The 20,154-nt window shown below is 61.2% G+C and carries 20 protein-coding genes; 10 read left to right on the top strand and 10 right to left on the bottom strand.

What is annotated here, in order from left to right; genetic code table 11:
- The first annotated feature begins 55 nt into the window (after window positions 1–55).
- From ACQ4LH_RS15025 to ACQ4LH_RS15005, 5 genes are all read left to right on the top strand, one after another.
- On the top strand, window positions 56–1,072 hold the full coding sequence (locus ACQ4LH_RS15025; protein ID WP_430697883.1) for a DUF2804 domain-containing protein: 1,017 nt from the start codon (window positions 56–58) through the stop codon (window positions 1,070–1,072).
- A gap of 224 nt (window positions 1,073–1,296) precedes the next feature.
- On the top strand, window positions 1,297–1,731 hold the full coding sequence (locus ACQ4LH_RS15020; RefSeq protein WP_090248226.1) for a MarR family transcriptional regulator: 435 nt from the start codon (window positions 1,297–1,299) through the stop codon (window positions 1,729–1,731).
- On the top strand, window positions 1,731–3,134 hold the full coding sequence (locus tag ACQ4LH_RS15015; protein WP_430697882.1) for a DHA2 family efflux MFS transporter permease subunit: 1,404 nt from the start codon (window positions 1,731–1,733) through the stop codon (window positions 3,132–3,134). The genes ACQ4LH_RS15020 and ACQ4LH_RS15015 overlap by 1 nt, the downstream gene beginning before the upstream one ends.
- A 262-nt stretch (window positions 3,135–3,396) precedes the next feature.
- The gene (locus ACQ4LH_RS15010; protein WP_430697881.1) at window positions 3,397–5,454 is read left to right on the top strand and encodes a FimV/HubP family polar landmark protein; all 2,058 of its coding nucleotides are present in this window, start codon (window positions 3,397–3,399) and stop codon (window positions 5,452–5,454) included.
- 117 nt (window positions 5,455–5,571) lie between these two features.
- Window positions 5,572–5,853: a SelT/SelW/SelH family protein gene (locus ACQ4LH_RS15005; protein ID WP_430697880.1), complete on the top strand. Its 282-nt coding sequence runs from the start codon at window positions 5,572–5,574 to the stop codon at window positions 5,851–5,853.
- Between the two features lie 22 nt (window positions 5,854–5,875).
- Here ACQ4LH_RS15005 and ACQ4LH_RS15000 read toward each other — a convergent pair whose 3' ends face one another.
- The 3 genes from ACQ4LH_RS15000 to ACQ4LH_RS14990 form a co-directional block, all read right to left on the bottom strand.
- Window positions 5,876–6,727, bottom strand: a complete 852-nt coding sequence (locus ACQ4LH_RS15000; RefSeq protein ID WP_430697879.1) for a DMT family transporter — start codon at window positions 6,725–6,727, stop codon at window positions 5,876–5,878.
- Window positions 6,724–7,059 (bottom strand): tRNA-binding protein, encoded by a 336-nt coding sequence (locus ACQ4LH_RS14995; RefSeq protein WP_430697878.1) that lies wholly within the window; start codon window positions 7,057–7,059, stop codon window positions 6,724–6,726. Before ACQ4LH_RS14995 ends, ACQ4LH_RS15000 begins: the two co-directional genes overlap by 4 nt.
- 108 nt (window positions 7,060–7,167) lie before the next feature.
- Entirely contained in the window at window positions 7,168–7,917 is a 750-nt protein-coding gene (locus tag ACQ4LH_RS14990) for a helix-turn-helix domain-containing protein (RefSeq protein WP_430697877.1), read from the bottom strand.
- 274 nt (window positions 7,918–8,191) lie between these two features.
- Between ACQ4LH_RS14990 and ACQ4LH_RS14985 the strand changes: the two genes are divergently transcribed.
- Both ACQ4LH_RS14985 and ACQ4LH_RS14980 read left to right on the top strand, forming a co-directional pair.
- Window positions 8,192–9,010: a UDP-2,3-diacylglucosamine diphosphatase gene (locus ACQ4LH_RS14985; RefSeq protein WP_430697876.1), complete on the top strand. Its 819-nt coding sequence runs from the start codon at window positions 8,192–8,194 to the stop codon at window positions 9,008–9,010.
- Window positions 9,007–10,038 (top strand): glycosyltransferase family 4 protein, encoded by a 1,032-nt coding sequence (locus ACQ4LH_RS14980; protein WP_430697875.1) that lies wholly within the window; start codon window positions 9,007–9,009, stop codon window positions 10,036–10,038. Before ACQ4LH_RS14985 ends, ACQ4LH_RS14980 begins: the two co-directional genes overlap by 4 nt.
- Here ACQ4LH_RS14980 and ACQ4LH_RS14975 read toward each other — a convergent pair.
- Together ACQ4LH_RS14975 and ACQ4LH_RS14970 are read right to left on the bottom strand one after the other, a co-directional pair.
- Window positions 10,031–11,419, bottom strand: coding sequence for an adenylate/guanylate cyclase domain-containing protein (locus ACQ4LH_RS14975; protein ID WP_430697874.1), 1,389 nt, complete (start codon window positions 11,417–11,419; stop codon window positions 10,031–10,033). The genes ACQ4LH_RS14980 and ACQ4LH_RS14975 overlap by 8 nt on opposite strands.
- A 162-nt stretch (window positions 11,420–11,581) precedes the next feature.
- The gene (locus tag ACQ4LH_RS14970; RefSeq protein ID WP_430697873.1) at window positions 11,582–11,899 is read right to left on the bottom strand and encodes an Mpo1-like protein; all 318 of its coding nucleotides are present in this window, start codon (window positions 11,897–11,899) and stop codon (window positions 11,582–11,584) included.
- A gap of 151 nt (window positions 11,900–12,050) precedes the next feature.
- Between ACQ4LH_RS14970 and ACQ4LH_RS14965 the strand changes: the two genes are divergently transcribed.
- Entirely contained in the window at window positions 12,051–13,052 is a 1,002-nt protein-coding gene (locus ACQ4LH_RS14965; RefSeq protein WP_430697872.1) for an AraC family transcriptional regulator, read from the top strand.
- Between the two features lie 149 nt (window positions 13,053–13,201).
- Here the strand turns inward: ACQ4LH_RS14965 and ACQ4LH_RS14960 are convergent, their stop codons facing one another.
- Both ACQ4LH_RS14960 and ACQ4LH_RS14955 read right to left on the bottom strand, forming a co-directional pair.
- A complete protein-coding gene (locus tag ACQ4LH_RS14960; protein ID WP_430697871.1) occupies window positions 13,202–14,656 on the bottom strand; it encodes a TrkH family potassium uptake protein in 1,455 nt (484 codons plus the stop codon).
- 82 nt (window positions 14,657–14,738) lie between these two features.
- Window positions 14,739–16,193, bottom strand: coding sequence for a TrkH family potassium uptake protein (locus ACQ4LH_RS14955; RefSeq protein WP_430697870.1), 1,455 nt, complete (start codon window positions 16,191–16,193; stop codon window positions 14,739–14,741).
- 155 nt (window positions 16,194–16,348) lie between these two features.
- Between ACQ4LH_RS14955 and ACQ4LH_RS14950 the strand changes: the two genes are divergently transcribed.
- Both ACQ4LH_RS14950 and ACQ4LH_RS14945 read left to right on the top strand, forming a co-directional pair.
- Complete coding sequence (locus tag ACQ4LH_RS14950) at window positions 16,349–16,720, top strand: YkgJ family cysteine cluster protein (RefSeq protein ID WP_430697869.1); 372 nt, start codon at window positions 16,349–16,351, stop codon at window positions 16,718–16,720.
- Between the two features lie 74 nt (window positions 16,721–16,794).
- The gene (locus ACQ4LH_RS14945) at window positions 16,795–17,352 is read left to right on the top strand and encodes a nitroreductase family protein (protein ID WP_430697868.1); all 558 of its coding nucleotides are present in this window, start codon (window positions 16,795–16,797) and stop codon (window positions 17,350–17,352) included.
- Here the strand turns inward: ACQ4LH_RS14945 and ACQ4LH_RS14940 are convergent.
- The 3 genes from ACQ4LH_RS14940 to ACQ4LH_RS14930 form a co-directional block, all read right to left on the bottom strand.
- On the bottom strand, window positions 17,327–18,661 hold the full coding sequence (locus ACQ4LH_RS14940) for an ATP-binding protein (protein WP_430697867.1): 1,335 nt from the start codon (window positions 18,659–18,661) through the stop codon (window positions 17,327–17,329). The two genes, ACQ4LH_RS14945 and ACQ4LH_RS14940, sit on opposite strands and share 26 nt — an antisense overlap.
- Before the next feature lie 90 nt (window positions 18,662–18,751).
- Window positions 18,752–19,168 (bottom strand): LTXXQ domain protein, encoded by a 417-nt coding sequence (locus ACQ4LH_RS14935; RefSeq protein ID WP_430697866.1) that lies wholly within the window; start codon window positions 19,166–19,168, stop codon window positions 18,752–18,754.
- Window positions 19,169–19,476: 308 nt separating this feature from the next.
- A complete protein-coding gene (locus tag ACQ4LH_RS14930; protein WP_430697865.1) occupies window positions 19,477–20,154 on the bottom strand; it encodes a response regulator transcription factor in 678 nt (225 codons plus the stop codon).

Below are 20,154 nucleotides of genomic sequence, written 5' to 3'. Positions count from 1 at the left end.
CAGCGAAGTCGCGGTGCTAGCATCGCTGAGGTTTTCTCCTTGAGTGATTGCTCCGATGGATCGACTGATTCAGGCCAACGGCCAGCCGCATTACGGCATCTTTCCCGCCGCGCCGGGGCTGATCAATTACCGCGATTTTGACTTTCGCTCACCCATGGGGCGCAAGCTGGGTGCGTTGGCCAAGTGGCGGCGCTTTCACCAATTCCAGTATTTCGGCCTGATTAGTGATGAGCTGATTGGCGGCTGCGCGCTGGCCAACCTCAGCCTGCTGGGTGTGGGTTTTGTCTATCTGTTCCACCCTGCCAGCGGGCGGATGATCGAACGTCAGTTCAAGCTGCCGCTGGGCTTTGGCAGCCAGTTCTCGCAGACCCCGGATCAGGGCGTGTGCGAGGTGCGCAGCGGCGGCAATCTACTGCGCTTGGAGAACAGCGCCGTATCTAAGGAAAAACGCTTGCTGGTGGAGCTGGATGACGGCACCCGTATCGACGCCTGTTTCTCCGAGGCTGTGCCGGCGTTTCAGCCGATGTGCATCAACACGCCGACGGCGGTCAATGGTTGGGTTTATGCGCAAAAAGTGGCGGGGGTACGCTGCACGGGGCAGGTGCGCAGCGCGCTGGGGGATTTCGATCTGGCGCAGATTGGCGCTTTCGCTCACCACGACTGGTCGGCCGGTTATATGCGGCCTGAAACCCACTGGAACTGGGCTTGCCTGTCCGGTCAGGCGGGTGAGCAGCGGTTGGGGTTGAACCTGTCCTGCGGGGTCAATGAAAGCAGTTTTACCGAGAACTGCTTCTGGCTGGATGGCGAGCTGCTCAAGGTCGATACGGTGCGCTTTGCTTTTGATCGTGATCAACCGTTGCAGCCCTGGTTGATCAACTCCTATGACGGCCAGGTGGAGCTGCGTTTCGAGGGGCGTGGTCTGCACAAGGAACGGCTGAACGTGGGGCTGCTGGCGAGCAACTTCAAACAGATTTTCGGCCAGTTCACCGGCGTGCTGCGCCCGATTGGCCGGCCCGAAGTGCGCATCGACAACCTCTGGGGCTTTGTTGAAGATCAGTATGTAAAGTGGTGACTAGCAGGCCGTTGAAACTACCTGCGTTGGCAATACTGCGTTAAAAACAGGCTCGGAGTGCTCATTTACACCAGTAAACTCCGCTTCCTCGCCAGTTTTTGCCTTGTCTTGCCGGCCTCGCCTACGTTTCAACGACTTGCTAGGCCTTTTACAGGCTTGCCTCGTTAAAAGGGTTATGGTTAGCTGGCTAATAATTAGTTTTTTATAGTTAAGAGCCGCTGTCCATGTCGCATACCGATCAACACCGTTTTGCCATGCAAGTTGCCCAACTCTCCCGCGCCTGGCGCGCCGAACTGGATCGCCGTCTGGTCGGCCTGGGGCTTTCCCAGGCCCGCTGGCTGGTGCTGCTGCACCTGGGGCGCTTTGCTGAATTGCCGACCCAGCGCGAGTTGGCGCAGAGCGTCGGCGTTGAAGGGCCAACCCTGGCGCGCCTGCTCGACAGCCTGGAAGCTCAGGGCCTGGTCAGCCGTCAGGCGGTGCCTGAAGACCGTCGCGCAAAAAAGATTGCCCTCAGCCCACAGGCCCGCCCGCTGATTGAAAAGATCGAAGCGATCTCCGCGCAACTGCGCCAGGAAGTGTTCGCTGGAATTGATGAAGACGAATTGCGCCGCTGCCAGAAGGTCCACGCCCAGGTATTGAGTAACCTGGAAAAACGCTGATGCGTGACGACCTGCAGGCCCTGCAGCAACGTTTCGGCCCGCGTTACCCGCAGTGGCTGCTGGCGTTGCTGATGGTCGGCAGCATGGCCATGGTCTTGGCCTCCACCAGTATCAACGTCGCCTTGCCGGCGATCATGGCGGATTTCGCCATCGGTCGGCCGCTGGCGCAGTGGCTGTCCACCGGCTTTCTCGCGGCCATGACCGCTGGTTTGCTGCTGGCCGCTTGGGCCCAGGCGCGTTTTGGCGCGCGGCGTACGGCGCAATTCGGCCTGCTGCTGTTTATCCTCAGTTCACTGTTGGCGCTGGTGGCGTACACAGCCTGGCAGCTGATCGCCCTGCGCATCGTGCAGGGGCTGTGCGCGGGAGTCGTGCAGCCGTTGGCCATGGTGCTGATCTTCCGCGTGTTCGCCGATGGCGGGCGCGGCATGGCGTTGGGCATATATGGCCTGGGGGTGATGCTGGCGCCGTCGTTGGGGCCGGGGATTGGCGGTTACCTGGTCGATCATTTCGGCTGGCCGTCAATCTTCTGGATGCCGCTGCCAATGTGTCTGCTGGCGATGCTCGCTGGGCAATGGTTGTTGCCCAGTGAACGTGAGCGCAGCACGCCGCGTTTAGATATTCAGGCCTTTGCCTGGTTGTGTGTGGCGATATTTGCCGCGCTTGGGTTTCTTGCCGAGGCGCAGCGCTTTGCCTGGTCGGCGCCGAGGGTCTGGTTACCCGGCTGTTTGGCGTTGTTGGCAGGCATGGCATTTATCCTGCGCAGCCGGCGCGCCGCCCATCCGTTGCTGCCTTTGGCGCTGTGGCGGCACGCCGGGTTTCGCAGTGCCAGCTGGGTCGCGTTGACCCTGGGGCTTGGCCTGTATGGTTCGACCTACCTGATTCCGCTGTATCTACAAACCGTCGAAGGCTTCAGCGCCGGACGCTCGGGCCTGCTGCTGTTGCCGGCCGGGATATTGATGGGCATGGCGTCCTTTCTTGGGGGGTGGCTCAGTGATCGGCTGTCTGCAGCCGTGCTGCTGAGTGCCGGTCTGCTGATCTTTGCGCTGTCGGCGGCAGGATTGGCCTGGGTCGAGCAGGGCGCCTCGTTTATTCAGTTGTGTTTCTGGGCCTGTGTCGGGCGCATTGGTCTGGGTGTGTTGCTGCCGGCCTTGAGTACCGGTTCGCTGGATATCCTTAGCCCTGAGGAGCTGGCCCAAGGCGCAGGGGCCATTACCTTCGTCCGCCAGCTGGGCGGGGCGTTCGGGGTCAATCTGCTGACCTTCTTTCTGGAGTGGCGGCACAGCGCCGAAGGCGGCGATCACGTCGCAGAGATGCTCGCCTTTAAACAGAGTTTCTGGCTGGTGGCTGGGGTGTTCGCTGTCACGGTTTTGGCTGCCTGGGGCGTCAAATCGACAAAGCGCTGACAGCTAATCGGTTGTGTGACGCAGTTGTCATTTTCTTGGCTGTGGGCCTATGCTTGCACCTGTGATGGCTTTTTGCCGAACGGCGGTGAGCATTTGTTTATTCAGTGCGCCGTAATTATTGCCATGCACCAGCCGGGTTAAACACGGAACGTAGTCCCAAGGCCGCATTTGCCGTCTTCTATACTCTCGCAAGCGCTGGAAGCGCACGTCCATGACGTGTAGTGGCGAGAGTGCAGAGGCGGATTCACCGGGAGCGTTTTTTATGGCAAAGGTTCGTCAATTACTGATCGGCCTGGCGTCCGGCTCGGCCCTGTATTCGGGGCTGGTTCCAGCGCTTGGCCTGGGCGAAATCACCCTGCATTCGGCGCTTAGTCAGCCGCTGGATGCCGAAATCGAATTGTTTGATGTGGGCGACCTGACCGACGCCGACATGCGCGTGCGCCTGGCGCCCGCTGAGGTGTTTAGTCGTTCCGGCGTCGACCGCCTGTATTTCTTCAATGACCTGCGCTTTACCCCGCTGCTGCGGGGCGGCAAGAGCGTGATTCGCGTGGTGTCGACCCAACCGGTGCGCGAGCCTTATCTGAATTTTATCGTCGAAGTGGTACGGCCCAATGGCCAGTTGTACCGCGAGTACACCGTGCTGCTCGACCCGCCCAGCTCTGCTGCCTACCGCAGCCTGGCTGCGCCTGCAGCATCTGCCGCGCCAGCTGTCGTAGCGACTGCGCCGCGTGTAGCCACTGCAACGCCTGCGCGCCCGGCAGTATTGCCCGCCACGCAGCAGGGTAATCGCTACAGCGTGGTCAGCGGCGATAGCCTGTGGAAGATTGCCACGCGTCTGGCCGCCGATGCCGGACAGGTGGCGCCCCAGGCGCTGATAAACGACATCCATGCGCTCAATCCTCAGGCCTTTATCAATGGCGATATCAATCGCCTGCGTGCTGGTGCGCAATTGTTATTGCCTGACAGAGTTGCGAGTGTGCCGTCTGCAGTAGCCGCGCCTGTTGTCGCAGCAACGGCCTCGCCAGAGACTGTGGCTGCGCCTAGTGCTGAACTGCCGGTTGACCCGCCGGCCGAGCAACTGATCCAGGAGCAGGCCCGCGTCGAGCAGGAGTTGGCCAGCCAGATTAGCGAGACCCTGCAATTGCAGCAGAGCCTGGCGCAGCTGGGCCTACAGGTTCAGCAGCTGCAGGAGCAGATGGAAGCGCGGGATCAGCAGATTGCCGGCCTGCAGGCCGAATTGGCCGCCCGCCGGGCGAGTGCCGAAGCAACCGCTGCTCCTGTGCTCGCTCCGGTCGCGGAAACGCCGCCGGTTACGGCTGAGTCAGGCAGCAACTGGCTGGCGATTATTGCCGGTCTGCTGGCGCTGTTACTGGCTGGAGTGGCCGGCCTGTTCTGGCGTGGCAGAAAACCTGTCGAGCCTGCGCCGGTACCTGCCCAACCGGCGCGAGCTGCTAGCATGCCCAAGGCGCAAAGCATTGCACCGGCGTTACCAGTCGCACCGGCAGCCGCAGTGGCACTCAACGTGCGCGATGCGCCGCGTGGCGGCCCGGTATGGCCGGCGGCGGGCGAAGATGCTCTGAAAAGCGCCAATGTGTATATCGCTTACGGCCGCTTGAGTGAGGCCGCTAGCACCTTGCGCAAGGCCTGGGAGGCGCAGCCGCAGCGCAGTGATATCGGTTTCCGCCTGCTGGAAGTGCTGGCCTTGCTGGGCGATGCCCAAGGCTTTGTTGCCCATGAAGCCTTGGTGCGGGCATCCGGATTTACCCCGGCGCGGATTGATGAATTGAAGGCTCGGCATGCCGAGCTGTTCAGCGCGCCGCCGAGCAGTCTGCTGGACGATGTGGTGCTGGAGCTGGACGAGGTTGAGGCGCAGCCGTTTGAAGAAGCCGCCAATGATGGCCAGCTCAATCTGGACGATATGTCCTTGGACGCCGACTGGGATCTGGTCAGCCCCTTTGCCCCTACTGCGCCAAAAAAACTGACGGACAAGGCTGAGAGTAGTGCCGCGGCCAAGCGCAAGAGCTCGGATATCTTCGGGCTGTCGGGTAGCCGCGATGCCCGCAGTCCGTATGCCGAGTCGATGCTGGTGGAAGAAACCTCCCACGATGGCTGGGGCGGTGACGTGCTCGACGTGGCACTGCTGGATGATCTTGATGAGCTGGCCGGCAACCACGACAACCTGTCCAAACTGAACATGGCCCTGGCCTATATCGAGCAGGGCAGCCTGGACAGCGCCTGCCAGATCCTCAATGAAGTGATCAACGAGGGCGATGAAGAGCAGAAGCAGGAAGCGCGTCAGCTGCTGGCCAAAATCGCCTGATACAAGACGCTGTCGCTCAACGCTCGCGTGCCTCTGGTACGCGGGCGTTTTTCTTGGTGCGCCAGGCTAAGGCCACTGCGCGTTATCATCGGCTTTTCATCCGTCGTGAGCCTGCCAATGTCCAGCCCTAAAGCCGAAGTGGTCATCACCTATTGCACACAATGTCAGTGGCTGCTGCGCGCCGCCTGGTTGGCCCAGGAGCTGTTGTCGACTTTTACCGATGATCTGTCCCGGGTTTGCCTGGAGCCCGGTACTGGCGGGGTGTTTCGCATTACCTGCGATGGCGTGCAGATATGGGAGCGCAAGGCCGATGGTGGTTTCCCCGAGGCCAAGGTGCTCAAGCAGCGCTTGCGCGATCAGATCGATCCGGCGCGGGATCTGGGCCACAACGACCGCTGAGCGTTGTTGAGGAACGTTTGGATCACTTGGCCATCCGCGCTGAAATAAAAATCGCGCTGACAATCAGCAGGCCGCCGGCAAGCATGCGCAGGGTTGGCACCTCACTGAACAGCAGCCAGGCGAAGGCAATTCCGTAGATCGGCTCCAGGGCGAAAATCACCGCCGTGGTGCGCGCTTTGAGTACCCGCAGGCTGGCGACGAACAGGCTGTGTGCCAGCCCCGTGCAGAAGATCCCGAGCATGGCCATCCACAGCCAATCTTGCGCCTGCACGCTGGGCAGGGTTGGCCAGGCCAGCGGCATAAATACCAGCAGTACGGTTAGGTTCTGGTATAGCGCCGCCTGTACCGGCTCGACGCCACGGGTGCTGGCGCGGTTGAGCAGCGACAGCAGGGCGAACAGCAGGCCGGACAGCACTGCCCAGAGCAGGCCGCTTGTGGCCTGGCTGCTGAGGTCGAAATCCGGGGTGACCAGCACCAGGCCCAGGCACACCAGCGCCACCATGGCGTATTCGACCGGCCGTGTGCGTTCGCGGAACAGCAAACCTTCGAGCAGTACGGTAAAGGCCGGGAAACTGGCAAAGCCGAGGGTGGCGATGGCCACGCCGGAGATATGCACGGACTCGAAAAAACTCCACCAGTGACCGCCAAGCAGCAGGCCGCCAAGGGCCAGTAGGCTGGTTTGGCGCAAGCCGAGGCGGACCAGGCGAGCGTTGCTGATCAGTTTGGCGAACAGCAGCAGGGCCGCCACGGCGAAGATGGCGCGGCCGGCGGAGATCATCTGTGGCGTGGTATTCGCCAGCTTGCCGAATATGCCGGACAAGCCGAACAGCAGGGCGCCCAGATGGATGGCCCAGAGGGCATTACGTTGATTCATGCCAGGCGTGCGCCGTTGGGTAGCGGTTTGTCGAATCCGGCCAGCACTACTTTGTTATCGGCGTCATACACGCCGGTCACCAGCACCTCGGAGCGCACACCGGCGATGCGTTTTGCAGCGAAATTACACACGCACAGCACCTGGCGGCCGAGCAGTTGCTCGCAGCTGTAGTGGGCGGTGAGCTGGGCGCTGGAGGTCTTGATGCCCAACTCGCCAAGATCCACTTCCAGCACGTAGGCGGGTTTTACTGCTTTCTCATTGGGGCGGGCTGCGCGAATGGTGCCGACGCGCAGCTCCACCTTTTCGAAATCCTGCCATTCGATGTTTTGCATAGGCGACTCCTCGATTCTGCCGGGCAGTCTAGGTGCCTTGCTGTGCGCTTGTCTGTCTCAGGAATCGCGGGTTTTGTCGCCAGGCTCTCGTCGGTAGGCGCGGTTGAATTAGTACATGCGGCGCAGTTGCCGAGGCGTAACGCCGAGATGCCGCAACAGGGCGGCACTGAAGGCGCTTTGTGAGCTGTAGCCAACCCGTGCGGCGATCTCACCAATTGCCAGGGTGCTGCCCTGTAGCAGTTGTCGCGCCAGTTGCAGGCGGCGGCTGCGCACATAGTCCATCGGCGTTTGCCCGGTCTCATCGAGAAAGCGTGCGTGAAAACGCGCAGCCGAAAGGCCGGCCAGGCGCGCCAGATCGGCAACCTGCAGCGGGTGTGCGGCATGCTGGTCTATATGGGCATCCAATGCCGCCAGCGGCAGGCAGTTGCTTGTCGGGGCGGACGTATCAGCATTGGCCAGGCTGGCCAAGAGCAGGGCGGCGCCTTGTTGGGCAATCACCGGATCATTTATCGGGCTAGCGGCTAGCCAGCTGACCAACTGACTCTGCGCGGGATTGAGGCTGACGGCAGCGGGTTTTTCCAACAGGCGGCGGGTGGCATTCAGATGCCGGCCCAGCTGTTGTTGCAGCCAGCTGTCTTCGGGTACGTCGAGCACCAGGCAGTGGCTGCCGTTTTTGCTACCGCAGGCGTGCTGCGCATCACTGGGCACCACGGCCAGGGTCTGGCGTTTCACCTGGCTGCCTTGGCCGGCCACCTCGAACTCCAGCAAGCCGCTCAGGCCAAAAACCAGCTGCGCGTGGTAATGGCTGTGGCTGAGCAGTTCATGGCTGTAGTGACGCAGCGAGAGCAGCGAGGACATGGTGGGCTCCTTTTCAGGCGCTAAGTCTACCCGCAGAACCTATTTACGATCTGCTGCGCGTCGGCCCTGCTGCGTTAAAAGCAGGCTCGGAACGCTCATTTACACCAGTAAACTCCGCTTCCTCGCCTGCTTTTGCCTTGCATGACTCTAGCTCGCGAGATCGTAAACAGATTCTTAGATAAGGCTGGTGCGCTGTCATTGAACTGCCACGCGGCTGTCATGGCTATTTCACTGGCGCTGCGCAGACTCGAGCAAACCCAGCCGGAGGTCGTCCATGACCAGCGCCCAGCTCGCCAAGCCCAGCCGCAAGCAACGTGTCCGTACTCTGTGGATTTCCGATGTGCACTTGGGCACCCGGGATTGCCAGGCCGAACACCTGGCAGCGTTTCTCAAGCGCTATCAGACTGACAAGATTTATCTGGTCGGCGACATCATCGACGGTTGGAAGCTGCGCAGCGGGGTGTATTGGCCGCAGTCGCACAGCAACGTGATCCGCCGCCTGTTGACCATGAGCAAGCGCGGTACCGAGGTGATCTACGTCACCGGTAACCACGATGAATTCCTGCGTCGCTACTCCAGCCTGATGCTCGGCAATATCCAGCTGGTCGACGAGGCCGAGCACCTCACCGCCGATGGCCGCCGCCTGCTGGTGATTCACGGTGACCAGTTCGATGTGATCACCCGTTATCACCGCTGGCTGGCCTTTCTCGGCGACTCGGCCTATGGCTTCACCCTGACCCTCAACCGTTGGCTGAATTTCTGGCGCAGCCGTTATGGCTATGGCTACTGGTCGCTGTCGGCGTACCTCAAGCACAAGGTCAAGAGCGCGGTGAATTTCATCAGCGATTTTGAAGAGGCCATCGTCCATGAGTGCGCCAGGCGTGGCTTCAATGGTGTGATCTGCGGGCATATTCACCATGCCGAAATTCGCCCGATGGGCGATGTCGAGTACATGAATTGCGGCGATTGGGTGGAGTCCTGCACGGCACTGATCGAGCATCTGGATGGCAGCATCGAGCTATATCGTCTGGCCGATGATCAGGCGCGCCAGCTGCAAGCAGCCCCGGTTGTGGCCGCTGAGCCGGCCCTGTGAGGATTCTGATCGTCTCCGACGCCTGGTCACCGCAGGTCAATGGTGTGGTGACCAGTCTGCAGGCGCTGATCAGCGAACTGCGCGGCCTCGGCCATCAGGTGAAGCTGCTGTCGCCGGCGGATTTTAGTGCGCTGCCATGCCCCAGTTATCCGGAGATTCCATTGGTATGGAACCTTTGGCGGGTTGGCCCTGCCATTCGTGCCTTTCAGCCGGACTGTGTGCACCTGGCCACCGAAGGCCCGCTGGGCTGGGCAGCGCGACGCTGGCTGAGCAAGCGCGGTCTGGCTTACTCCAGCGCCATCCACACGCGTTTTCCCGAATACGTACATACGCGTTGGCCTTGGGTGCCGCTGCGCTGGGGTTATGCCTTTCTGCGGGCGTTCCATCGGCCGAGCCAGGCGGTGCTGGTGACCACCGAGCGTATGCGCGACGAGTTTGCCGGCTGGGGCTTTAAGCGCCTGGTGCTTTGGCGCAAGGGTGTTGATACGCTGCTGTTTCGCCCACCCGTGACGCCGCCGAGCGTGGCGGAGCCGGTATTTCTATATGTCGGGCGGATTGCCCCGGAGAAAAATATTGAAGCCTTCCTGGCCCTCGATTTGCCGGGGGATAAGTGCGTGGTCGGCGATGGCCCGCAGCGTGAGGCATTACAGGCGGCCTACCCACAGGTGCGCTTTCTCGGTTATCAGCATGGTCAGGCCCTGGCCGAAGCGTTTCAGAACGCCAGCGTGCTGGTGTTCCCTTCGCGGACCGATACCTACGGCTTGGTGATGCTTGAGGCCCTGGCCTGCGGCACGCCAGTGGCGGCGTTCCCGGTGGCCGGACCGCTGGATGTGTTGCAGGCGGGCGTTAGCGGGGAAATGAATAAGGACTTGCGCGCGGCCTGTGTGGCGGCCTTGGTCCTCGATCGCGAGCGTTGCGCCGAGCTTGCCGCGCGGCAATCCTGGCGGGCGTCAGCGCTGGAGTTTCTGGCGCAGCAGCCGCTGCTGGATGGTGAGCTGTGCTTGCAGGCCCAAGTGGGCGCTACATGATCACCTTGTCACGCAGCTTATCTGCTGCCTGACTGAGGGCCTGGATAACCTTTTCCTTGTCGAAGTTCTGGATGCCGTTGGTATCCAGGTACATGGAAAAGCCCGGTAGCTCATGCTCGACATAGCTGGAGGTGGCGCCGAGGTCGCGGCGGAAATCCACCACCTGATAGATCTGCACCGGGCGGGTAAAGCCCTTGACGTTGATCTGGCCCTTGTCGCGGCACATGATCACGTCCTTGATCAGCGAGTAGGTCTCGTGGGAGATCAGGATCTCACCGGATTCGGCCGCGCTTTCCAGGCGGCTGGCGAGGTTCACGTCGCGGCCGATGATGGTGTAGTCCATACGCGTATCGGCGCCGAAGTTGCCCACCGTGCAGTAACCGGTGTTCAGCCCCATGCGGATTTCCAACGGTTTGGTGATGCCCTGGGCACGCCATTGCTGGCGTAGCACCTTCATATGTTTGCGCATGGCGATGGCCATGGAGACGGCATTCACCGCATCTTTCTTCGCGCCTTTGCTGCTGGGGTCGCCAAAGAACACCATCACGCAATCGCCGATGAATTTATCGATGGTGCCGCCGTATTTCAGGCAGATCTTCGACATTTCATTGAGGTAGGTGTTGAGCAGATCGGTCAGGGCTTCGGCTTCCAGTTCTTCGGACAGCTCGGTGAAGCCCTTGATGTCGGAGAAAAACACCGTGAGCTTCTTGCGCTGGGTTTCCAGGCGCACGCTCTTCTTGCCGGTGAAGATCGATTCCCACACCTGTGGCGACAGGTACTTGGCCAGGTTGCGCGCCAGGCGTGCGGCTTTTTCCTGTTCGAGGGTGATCTCGCTGCGCACCTGTGCAAGGCGCAGGCCCTGCTGGTGCACGAAGTAGGCGGTGATGCAGATATAGAGGGTGGTGAAAAAGATGCTAATAAACGCAACCAGGGGCGGGGTGTCGATGTTCAGTTTGACTTCGAATAGCGCTGCGCAGAACACCGCGCCGCTCAGCGCAATCAGCGATGCCAGAGCCAGGTGACGCACGCCACCGATTACCAGCGAGCTGAACAGCAGGATCAGCAGTGACATCAGACTGGGAACTACCGAGAAACCGAGCAGGGCCAGTGCGCCGCCGGAGTGCAATGCATCGATAAATAACAGGCTGAGGGTGGTGCGTTGTGGATGCTCGCGCTTGAAACGCAGGCTTAGATGGTGTGCGAGGTGCGGATAGAGCAGGGCGTAAGGCACCATCCAGAGGATGTCGTAACCGAAATGCTGGGTGTAAGTGCCTGCGGCAATACTGGCGGCGATGGCGATATAGGCCAAAACGCGGGAGTAGTACTCACGCAGCGGCGGTGCCGGTAGTGCGGAAATTCGGGGGGCGCTTTTGACATTCATCCGATGGGACAATCCCTGCTGCTCGTCTGGCACCTCTGCTGGGTGCCTGGGTGGCGCACCGTGCCGGCTGCGCAAAATAAGCCAGGGATCATAACCAAGCCCACCGCAACCGCCAAGCGCGGCAGCCGAACGGCAGCGCCGCCTGTGCCAGCGGTCGCGCGATTAGAACTTGATGCGCCCGGTAAAGGCATCCTTGAGCATTACCCAGTCGCCCATCAGCGAATAGAGCGGGTAATCAAAGGTAGCAGGGCGGTTCTTCTCGAAAACAAAGTGGCCGACCCAGGCAAATCCGTAACCAATCAGCGGTATGGCCAGCAGCCAGAGCCACTGCTGAGTGGCCAGGGCATAGCCCAGCACACAGAGCACCAGCAGGCTGCCAACATAGTGCAGGCGGCGGCAGATAGCGTTGCTGTGCTCCTGCAGGTAATAGGGGTAGAACTCGGCGAAGCTGCTGTAGCGCTCTTGGGTTTCAGTGGTCATCAGGGGCCTCCTCTTATTCTTTTGCCAACCGCCAGGGTTGCAGCGATGGCGGCTTACTTGCAGTCTAGGTCGACTGACGCGCTGGGCCACTGACATTAGGTGCCAGTTTAGTATCCTTCCGTCGCCCTCTAGACCCCAATAAGAACAAGTCATGAGCGAACGTACCACTTCATCCAGCTGGGCCTCGGGCATTGTCGCGGCCCTGGAGCTTGGCGGTGTTGATTGCCGCAGTCTGTTTGCCCAGCTGGGGCTCGACTATGCAGCCTTGAGCGACTCCGACGCGCGCTTTGCTCAGGACGCCATGACCCGGCTCTGGCACCTGGCCGTTGAAGCCTCTGGCAATCCGGCCATCGGCCTGAATATGGCGAAGATTCTGCGGCCATCATCATTTAACGTGGTTGGATATGCGGTGATGAGCAGCCGCAATCTGCAGGAAGGCTTTGCCCGACTGGTTCGTTATCAGCGGATTATCGGCGAAGGTGCCGACCTCAGTTTTCATCCCACCCCGGAAGGCTATGAAATGCTTCTGGCGATTCACGGTGACCGGCTGCCGTCGGCGCGACAAAGCGCCGAGGCCTCGCTGGCGCATTCTCTGGCATTCTGCCGCTGGCTGACCGGCAAGCCGCTGCGCCCGCGCCTAGTGAGCCTGATGGGGCCGGCTCCGGAGGATCTGGCGCCTTATGAGGAAGTGTTCCAGTGCCCGCTGAAATTCAATGCAGAGCATTACGCCTTGCTGTTTGAGCGTGCCGATCTGGATGCGCCGCTGCCGTCGGCCAACGAGGCGCTGGCGCAGCTGCATGACCGCTTTGCCGGCGACTACCTGGCGCGTTTTTCCGGTACGCGGGTGACTCATCAAGTACGTCAGGTGTTATGCCGTTTGCTGCCTCAGGGCGAGCCCAAGCGCGAAGCGGTGGCGCAGGCGCTGCTGTTGTCCGAGCGCACCTTGCAGCGGCGTTTGCAGGATGAAGGCACTAGCTATCAGCATCTGCTCGACGACACACGTCGCGAACTGGCCGGTCAGTATCTGGGCCAGGCCAATCTGACCTTGCTGGAAATTTCCTACTTGCTGGGTTTCTCCGACCCGAGCAACTTCTTTCGAGCTTTCCGTCGCTGGTTTGACACCACACCGGGTGAGTATCGCGCGCGTCTGTAATTACGTCCGTGAATCTGTTTACGAGCTCGCGAGCTAGAGCCATGCAAGGCGAAAACAGGCGAGGAAGCGGAGTGTACTTTTGTACATGAGCATTTCGAGCCTGTTTTTAACGCAGCAGGGCCGACGCGCAGCAGATCGTAAATAGATTCTTAGTGTCGCCAGAACGCCGGCAACATCAGCACTAGCACGGTAAGGATTTCCAGGCGGCCGAGCAGCATGCCGAAGGTCAGTAGCCACTTGGCGGTATCCGGCAGGCTGGAGAAGTTGCCCGCCGGACCGATGATCGGGCCCATGCCGGGGCCGACGCCGGAAACGGTACTGGCCGCGCCGCTGAGTGCGGTGATCCAGTCCAGCCCACAGAGCGTCAGGCCCAGGGCCAGCACGGCGATGGTGATGGTGAAGAAGAACGAGAAGGTCAGAATCGAGCGGACGATGTCTTCATCCAGGTGATGGCGGTTGTATTGCTGCTTGATCACCGCGCGCGGGTGGATCAGCTGCATCAGGTTGGCCCTGAGCAGCACGTAGGCCACCTGGAAGCGGAAGATCTTCAGCCCGCCTGCGGTTGAGCCCGAGCAGCCGCCGATAAACCCCAGGTAGAAGAACAGCATGCCGGCAAAGCCGCCCCACAGCGTGTAATCGCCGAGGGCAAAGCCGGTGGTGGTCATGATCGAGGTGGTGTTGAACGCCACGTGGCGAATGGCTTCGAGCCAGTGCAGTTCGGTGCTCAGGTAATACCAGGTGCCGAGCAGCAGCCAGGTGCTCAGCAAAATGCCGAGAAAACCGCGTACCTGCTGGTCCCTGATCAAGGCCTTGTAGTTGCCGCGCAGCATCGAGGCAAACAGCACGAACGGCACGCTGCCGAGGATCATCAGCACGATGGTGACCCAATGCACCGCCGGCTCGGTCCATTTGCCAACCGATTGGTCTGAGGTGGAAAACCCGCCGGTGGCGATGGCCGACATGGTGTGGTTGATTGCGTCGAACACCCCCATGCCTGCCGTCCACAGGGCCAGGCAGCCGAGCAGGCTGATGCCCACGTAGGCCGCGACCATGTACTTGGCGACCATATGCGAGCGCGGCATGATCTTTTCGGAACGGTCCGATGACTCGGTCTGGAACAGGCGCATACCACCGATCCGCAACATCGGCAGAATCGCCACGGCCATGGCGATAAAGCCGATACCGCCGAGCCAGTGCAGTAATGAGCGCCAGATCAGAATGCCCGGCGACATGCTATCCAGCCCGGTCAGCACCGTGGCTCCGGTGGCGGTGATGCCCGACATGCTTTCAAACACCGCGTCGGTCAGGCCCAGATGCTGGGAGAACATAAAGGGCAGGGAGGCGAACAGCCCCACCAGTATCCAGCTGGACACCGTCAGCAGGTACATGTCGCGTGGGCGCAGTTGCACATCCTTGGGCCGGCCCTGGGCAATCATCGCGATGCCCGCGATAAAGGTGATCAGGCTGGACCAGAGAAAAGCGTTGAGTTCGTCAGGCCGTGCAAACAGCACCAGGGTCAGCATGGGAACGGCCATGCTGATCGCTAGGGTCAGAAGAAAGATGCCATTGATAAACGCGATGATCCGTAAGGTCGGCCAAGCCATCTAAGCGGGTTCCGTTCCAGTAATAGCAAGAGTCTAGGGTGTATGACCGGGCTTGCGTGCTAATCGCCCGGCCAATACGTCCTTAATGTCGCCAGAATGCCCGAGTTACCAACACCAGTACGGTAAGAATTTCCAGGCGACCGAGCAGCATGCCGATAGTCAGCAGCCATTTGGCCGCATCCGGCAGGCTGGAGAAGTTGCCCGCCGGGCCGATGATCGGGCCCAAGCCGGGCCCCACGTTGCATACCGCGGTGGCCGCGCCGGTCAGCGCGGTTACCCAGTCCAGGCCAAGCAGCGTCAGGCCGAGGGCAATCACGCCGATGGTGATGGTGAAGAAAAATGAAAAGGTAATCAGCGAGCGAACAATCTCTTCATCGAGGTTGTGATTGTTGTACTGCTGCTTGATTACTGCGCGCGGGTGCACCAGTTGTTGCAGGTTGGCCCGCAGCAGCACATAGGCTACCTGAAAGCGAAAGATCTTCAGGCCGCCGGAAGTGGAACCCGAGCAGCCGCCGACAAAGGTCAGGTAGAAGAACAGCAGCACGGCGAAACTGCCCCAGGTGGTGTAATCGCCGAGGGCATAGCCGGTGGTGGTGACCACCGAGGTGACATTCACTGCGACGATGCGAAACGCATCCAGCCAGCTGTTATCCGAATGCAGCCACAGCCAGGTGCCGAACACCAGCCAGGTGGCCAGCAGAAAGCCGAGAAAGCCGCGTACCTGATGGTCCTTGAACAGTGCTTTGCGGTTGCCACGCAGGGTGGCGACATACAGGGTAAAGGGCAGGCCGCCGAAGATCATCAGCACCACCGCCACCCAGTGCACGGCCGGCTGGCTCCAGTTGGCCAGGGATGAGTCCGAGGTCGAGTAGCCGCCGGTGGAGATCGAGGTCATTGCATGATTGATCGCATCGAAGGGCGTCATGCCCGCCAGCCAAAAGCCGAGAAAGCCGATCAGGGTCAGGCTCAGGTAGATAAACAGGATGTATTTAGCCGCCATATGCGAGCGCGGCATGACTTTCTCGCCCCAGTCGGAGGACTCGGTCTGGAACAGACGCATGCCGCCGACGCGCAGCAGCGGCAGAATCGCCACCGCCATGCCGATAAAGCCGATACCGCCCAGCCATTGCAGCATTGAGCGCCAGATCAGTAGGCCGGGGGAGGCGTGATCCAGGCCTGCGAGCACGGTTGAACCCGTGGTGGTGACGCCGGACATGGTCTCGAAGAAGGCATCGGTGTAGCTGATATGGTGGATCAGCACCATCGGCAGGGCGGCGAAGATGCACACCACCAGCCAGCTGCCGGTGGTCAACAGGTACATGTCGCGCGGGCGCAGCTGCGCCTCTTTCGGTCGTCCAGGGATGACCATGGCGATGCCCGCGGCGGCGGTTACTAGGCTGGACCAGAGAAAGGCGTTGAGGTCGTCTGTGCGCGAATACAGCAGCAGCGTCAGCATGGGGATCAACATGCTGACGGCCAGGGTGATCAGGAATATGCCGAGAATAAAAGCAATGATGCGCAGTGTCGGCAATGACATGGATTCGGCTCGGGCTCTGATGGGGCAAAGGGGCGTTATTCTACGCGCGCTGCAGCCGCTGTACAGCCGCCGTAATGCGCGCTTTACAAGCGCTTGGCGCTGCATAGAATAGCCGCCAGGTGCCGGCCCTTGCCGGTTTCTGAGCCCGCCAAATCATGTCCGATAGCAATCCTTGTCTTAGCTGTGGCGCCTGCTGCGCGCATTTTCGTGTGTCATTTTTCTGGGGTGAGTGCCAATCGGCGGGTGGTGTAGTGCCCGATGATCAGGTTGTGCTAATCACCCCGCATCGCGTCGCCATGCGCGGCACGGAGCACAAGCCCGTGCGTTGCACGGCCCTGCTCGGTGAAGTCGGCCAGGGAGTGCGCTGTACGCTGTATGAACAGCGTTCCAGCACCTGCCGCGAATTCGAGGCCTCTTGGGTCAATGGCGAGCACAACCCGCATTGCGATGCGGCGCGCAGTGCACACGGCTTGCCGCCGTTGATGCCACCCGTACTGCCGAGTGTTTCGCCTGAACGGGTGGCCTGAGAACCTGTGTGGATTGCCCCTCAGCTGCGCACAAGCACTAGAATGGCCGTCTGTTTCAATTGCCGAGGTGGCTGATGGACGCTCTTGATGCGTTGCTAAACCGTGTTTCCGCGCCGCGCCTGATCGCGCCGGCCCCTGATGCTGCGCAGCGCGAGCTGTTGTTTCGCGCCGCTCTGCGTGCGCCTGATCATGGCCAGCTGCGGCCCTGGCGTTTTCTCACGGTTGAAGGCGAAGCGCTGACGCAGCTGGGCGAGCTGTTTGCCAGTGCCTTGCCGGCCGATGCCAGCCCCGAAGCGCTGACCAAGGCGCGCGCCATGCCACTGCGTGCACCGTTGCTGGTGGTGGTGATTGCCCGTGTGCAGGCCAACCTGAAAGTACCGGCGCAGGAGCAGGTGCTGGCCGCTGGCTGCGCCGCCCACGGGATTCTGTTGGCTGCCCATGCGCAAGGCATTGGTGCGGTCTGGCGCACTGGTGATATGGCCTACAACCCGCAGGTTGCCGCCGGCTTGGGGCTGAGCGCGGATGAGCAGATTATTGCCTACCTCTACCTCGGTACGCCGGAGCGCGAATTGCGCGCGGTGCCGCAGGTGCAGGTCAGTGATTTTGTCAGGGCCTGGCCTGCGGTGGAGTGAGTGGCAGGCGCAGGGTGGCGATAAAGCCGCCTTGCGCATGGTTACTCAGTTCCAGCTGGCCGCCATGCCGCTCGGCGGCGCGGCGGGCGATGGCCAGGCCCAGGCCGTGGCCACTGCTGGTCTGGCCGGGGGCGCGGTAGAAGGGTTCACCAAGACGTGCCAGCAGCTCAGGCGCAGCACCAGGGCCGTGATCCCACACGCTCAGGCATAGCTGCTCGGCATTTTTGCTGGCCGTCAATTCGATGGGCTGACCAACCGGGTTGAAGCGCAGGGCATTGCGCAACAGGTTATCCATCGCGCGTTGCAGCATGTCTGGCCAGCCGTTGAGCTGCAGGCCACTTTCCAGCTGAATCTCGATCTGTTGCTCTGGCGCGTCTAGGTGCGCGTCGTCCTGCAGTTTGTGCAGCAGTTCGTCCAAGTTGATCGGTTGTGCCGCGCCTGGGTCGGCGTCGAGGCGGGCGAGGGCGAGGATTTCGCTGATCAGCGCTTCCAGGCGGTCACACTCCTGGCTCAGGCGCGGCCAGTATTTTTCCCGTTCGGCAGCATCGGCGCGCTCGGTCAGCGCCAGGGCGATACGCAGGCGCGCCAATGGTGAACGCAACTCATGGGACACATCGCGCAACAGCTGGCGCTGGCTGCTGATCAGCCCCTGTACACGTTCGCCCATGCGGTTGAAGTCGGCCGCCAGCACGCCGAGTTCATCGCGTCGTTCGGCCAGTTTGGCCAGGCTGTTCTGCTGATAAGCGGTTTGCCCCAGGTCATGCACGGCGCCGCGCAGACGATTTAGCGGGCGGGTGATGGAGAGCGTCAGCCAGAGGCTGAACAGGGTCAGTACCATCATGGCGATACCCAGTGCGCTCAGCGGCCAGAGCAGGCTTTCGCGCTGCCAGGCGGCGACCTCGGGGTTCGGGATGCGGTAGATAAACAGGTAGGTTTCGCCGCTGTGCGGGCTGGTGTAGTCGACACTCAGGCGACGCCATGGCAGGCGCTTTTCATTGCGGTGGCGGGCTTCAAAGGCTGCCGCGCGGGGCGGGAAGGTGCCCTTGACCACGGCTTGGCCGCTGTCATCAAGCACTTGCACATCAATGCGGAATTTGCGTTTGCGTTGCTCAAGCAGGGCTTGGGCGGCACTTGGGCCTTTCTTCTCGTAGCGTTGGGTCCACTTTTCGGCGAGGTCATCCATGCCGGGATGTTGGCTGAGCAACCAGGCGTCCTGATTGAGCATACGCCCAAGCAGCATGGACAGCCCGGCAACCAGGGCAATAGCCAGCCAGAAGCTGGCAAAGATGCGCCAGAACAGTGACCGCACGGTGGCTCCTTAGTAGTAGTGGCTTTGGTGGAAATGCATACGCCCATCAGGCTTTGCAGCCTGATGGGCGTAAAGGCAACAGTGCCTGAGTTAGTTCTTTTTCGCCTGCTCGGCCTGCCAGGCTTTGAATGCCTGACGCTCGGCGCGGCGCTCTTCCATCTTTTTCTGGTGCTCGTCGAAGGCCTTCTGCTGCTCGGGCTTGAGCAGGGCGCGGATGGCGCTGTGCTGTTTGTCCTTGGCGGCCTTCAGTTCGTCCTGCATGGCTTTCTGTTCGGCGGCCGGCAGCTTGTCCAGGTAGCGCTTGGTGATCTCATGGCGGCCTTGCATCTGCTCGCCCATCAGCTTACGGATTTCGCGGTGCTGCTCTTTGCTCAGGTCGAGTTCTTTGAACATGCGGGAGCCATGCTCACCATGATGGCCGCCGTGCCGTGAGCCGCCTTCGGGCATGGCCATAGCCAGGGTCGGCAGGGTCAGGGCGAGCAGTACTGCGGTAAGGGTCTTGCGCATGGTGTGTCTCCTTGTCTGAAACCGGTAAACACCGGATGAGCCCAGTCTAGGGCGGTCAAGGTCAAGGGCCGTCAGGGCAAGGTAAAGCTTAGGTAAAGAGCGCGGCTGAACTGATTTACTTAAAAACTGTGCAAAACCTCGCGAGCTAGAGTCATGCAAGGCGCTACGTTAGTAACAGCCTCCGGCTGGTCAAAACGGCGAGGAAGCGGACTGGGCTCGCACGCGAGTTTACTGCTGTAAATGAGCATTCCGACTGGGCTCGCACCCGAGCTGGTTTTTAACGCAGCAGGGCCGACGCGCAGCAGGTTTTAAACGCTGTAGTAGTAGCCGCGGCTACGCAGGGCAAGAATGCGCTGGCGGCCGTCGGCGTGCGGGCCGAGCTTTTTACGCAGGTTGCTGACATGCATATCCAGGCTGCGGTCATACAGGGTCAGCTTGCGGCCCAGGGCCAGTTGCGCCAGTTCCTGTTTGTCCACTGGCTCGCCCGGATGTTGCAGCAGAGCTTCGAGGATGCGGCTTTCCGAGAGGGTCAGCAGCACTTCCTGTTCGCCGAGGGTCACGGTGCCGCGGGCCTGGCTGTAATGCAGGTCGCCGAGATCGAGCGGGCTGCTGGGCGTGGCAGGCAGGCTGCGGCGCAAGACGGCACGCAAACGGGCGGTCAGCTCGCGAGGGTCGCAGGGTTTGGCCAGGTAGTCGTCGGCGCCTAGTTCCAGGCCGAGAATCCGGTCCAGCGGTTCGCCACGGGCTGAAAGCATCAGCACCGGCAGTTCGGGGTGATCGCTGCGCAACTGCTTGAGCAATTCCAGGCCACTGCCATCGGGCAGCATCACATCCAGTACCACCGCATCCGGGCTGTGTTTGGTGAGGGCTAGGCGCGCGCTGCTGCCGTCATGGCAGGCACTGACCTGAAAGCCTTCCTGGGTCAGCCAGCTGGTCAGTAGTTCGCAGAGTTCGACGTCATCGTCGATTAACAGCAGATCACTCAT

The organism is Pseudomonas peli (assembly GCF_050563605.1).
In the GTDB taxonomy this organism is placed as follows: domain Bacteria; phylum Pseudomonadota; class Gammaproteobacteria; order Pseudomonadales; family Pseudomonadaceae; genus Aquipseudomonas; species Aquipseudomonas peli_A.
Note: the sequence above shows the minus strand (reverse complement) of the source record. Positions and strands in the feature narration are given on the sequence as shown.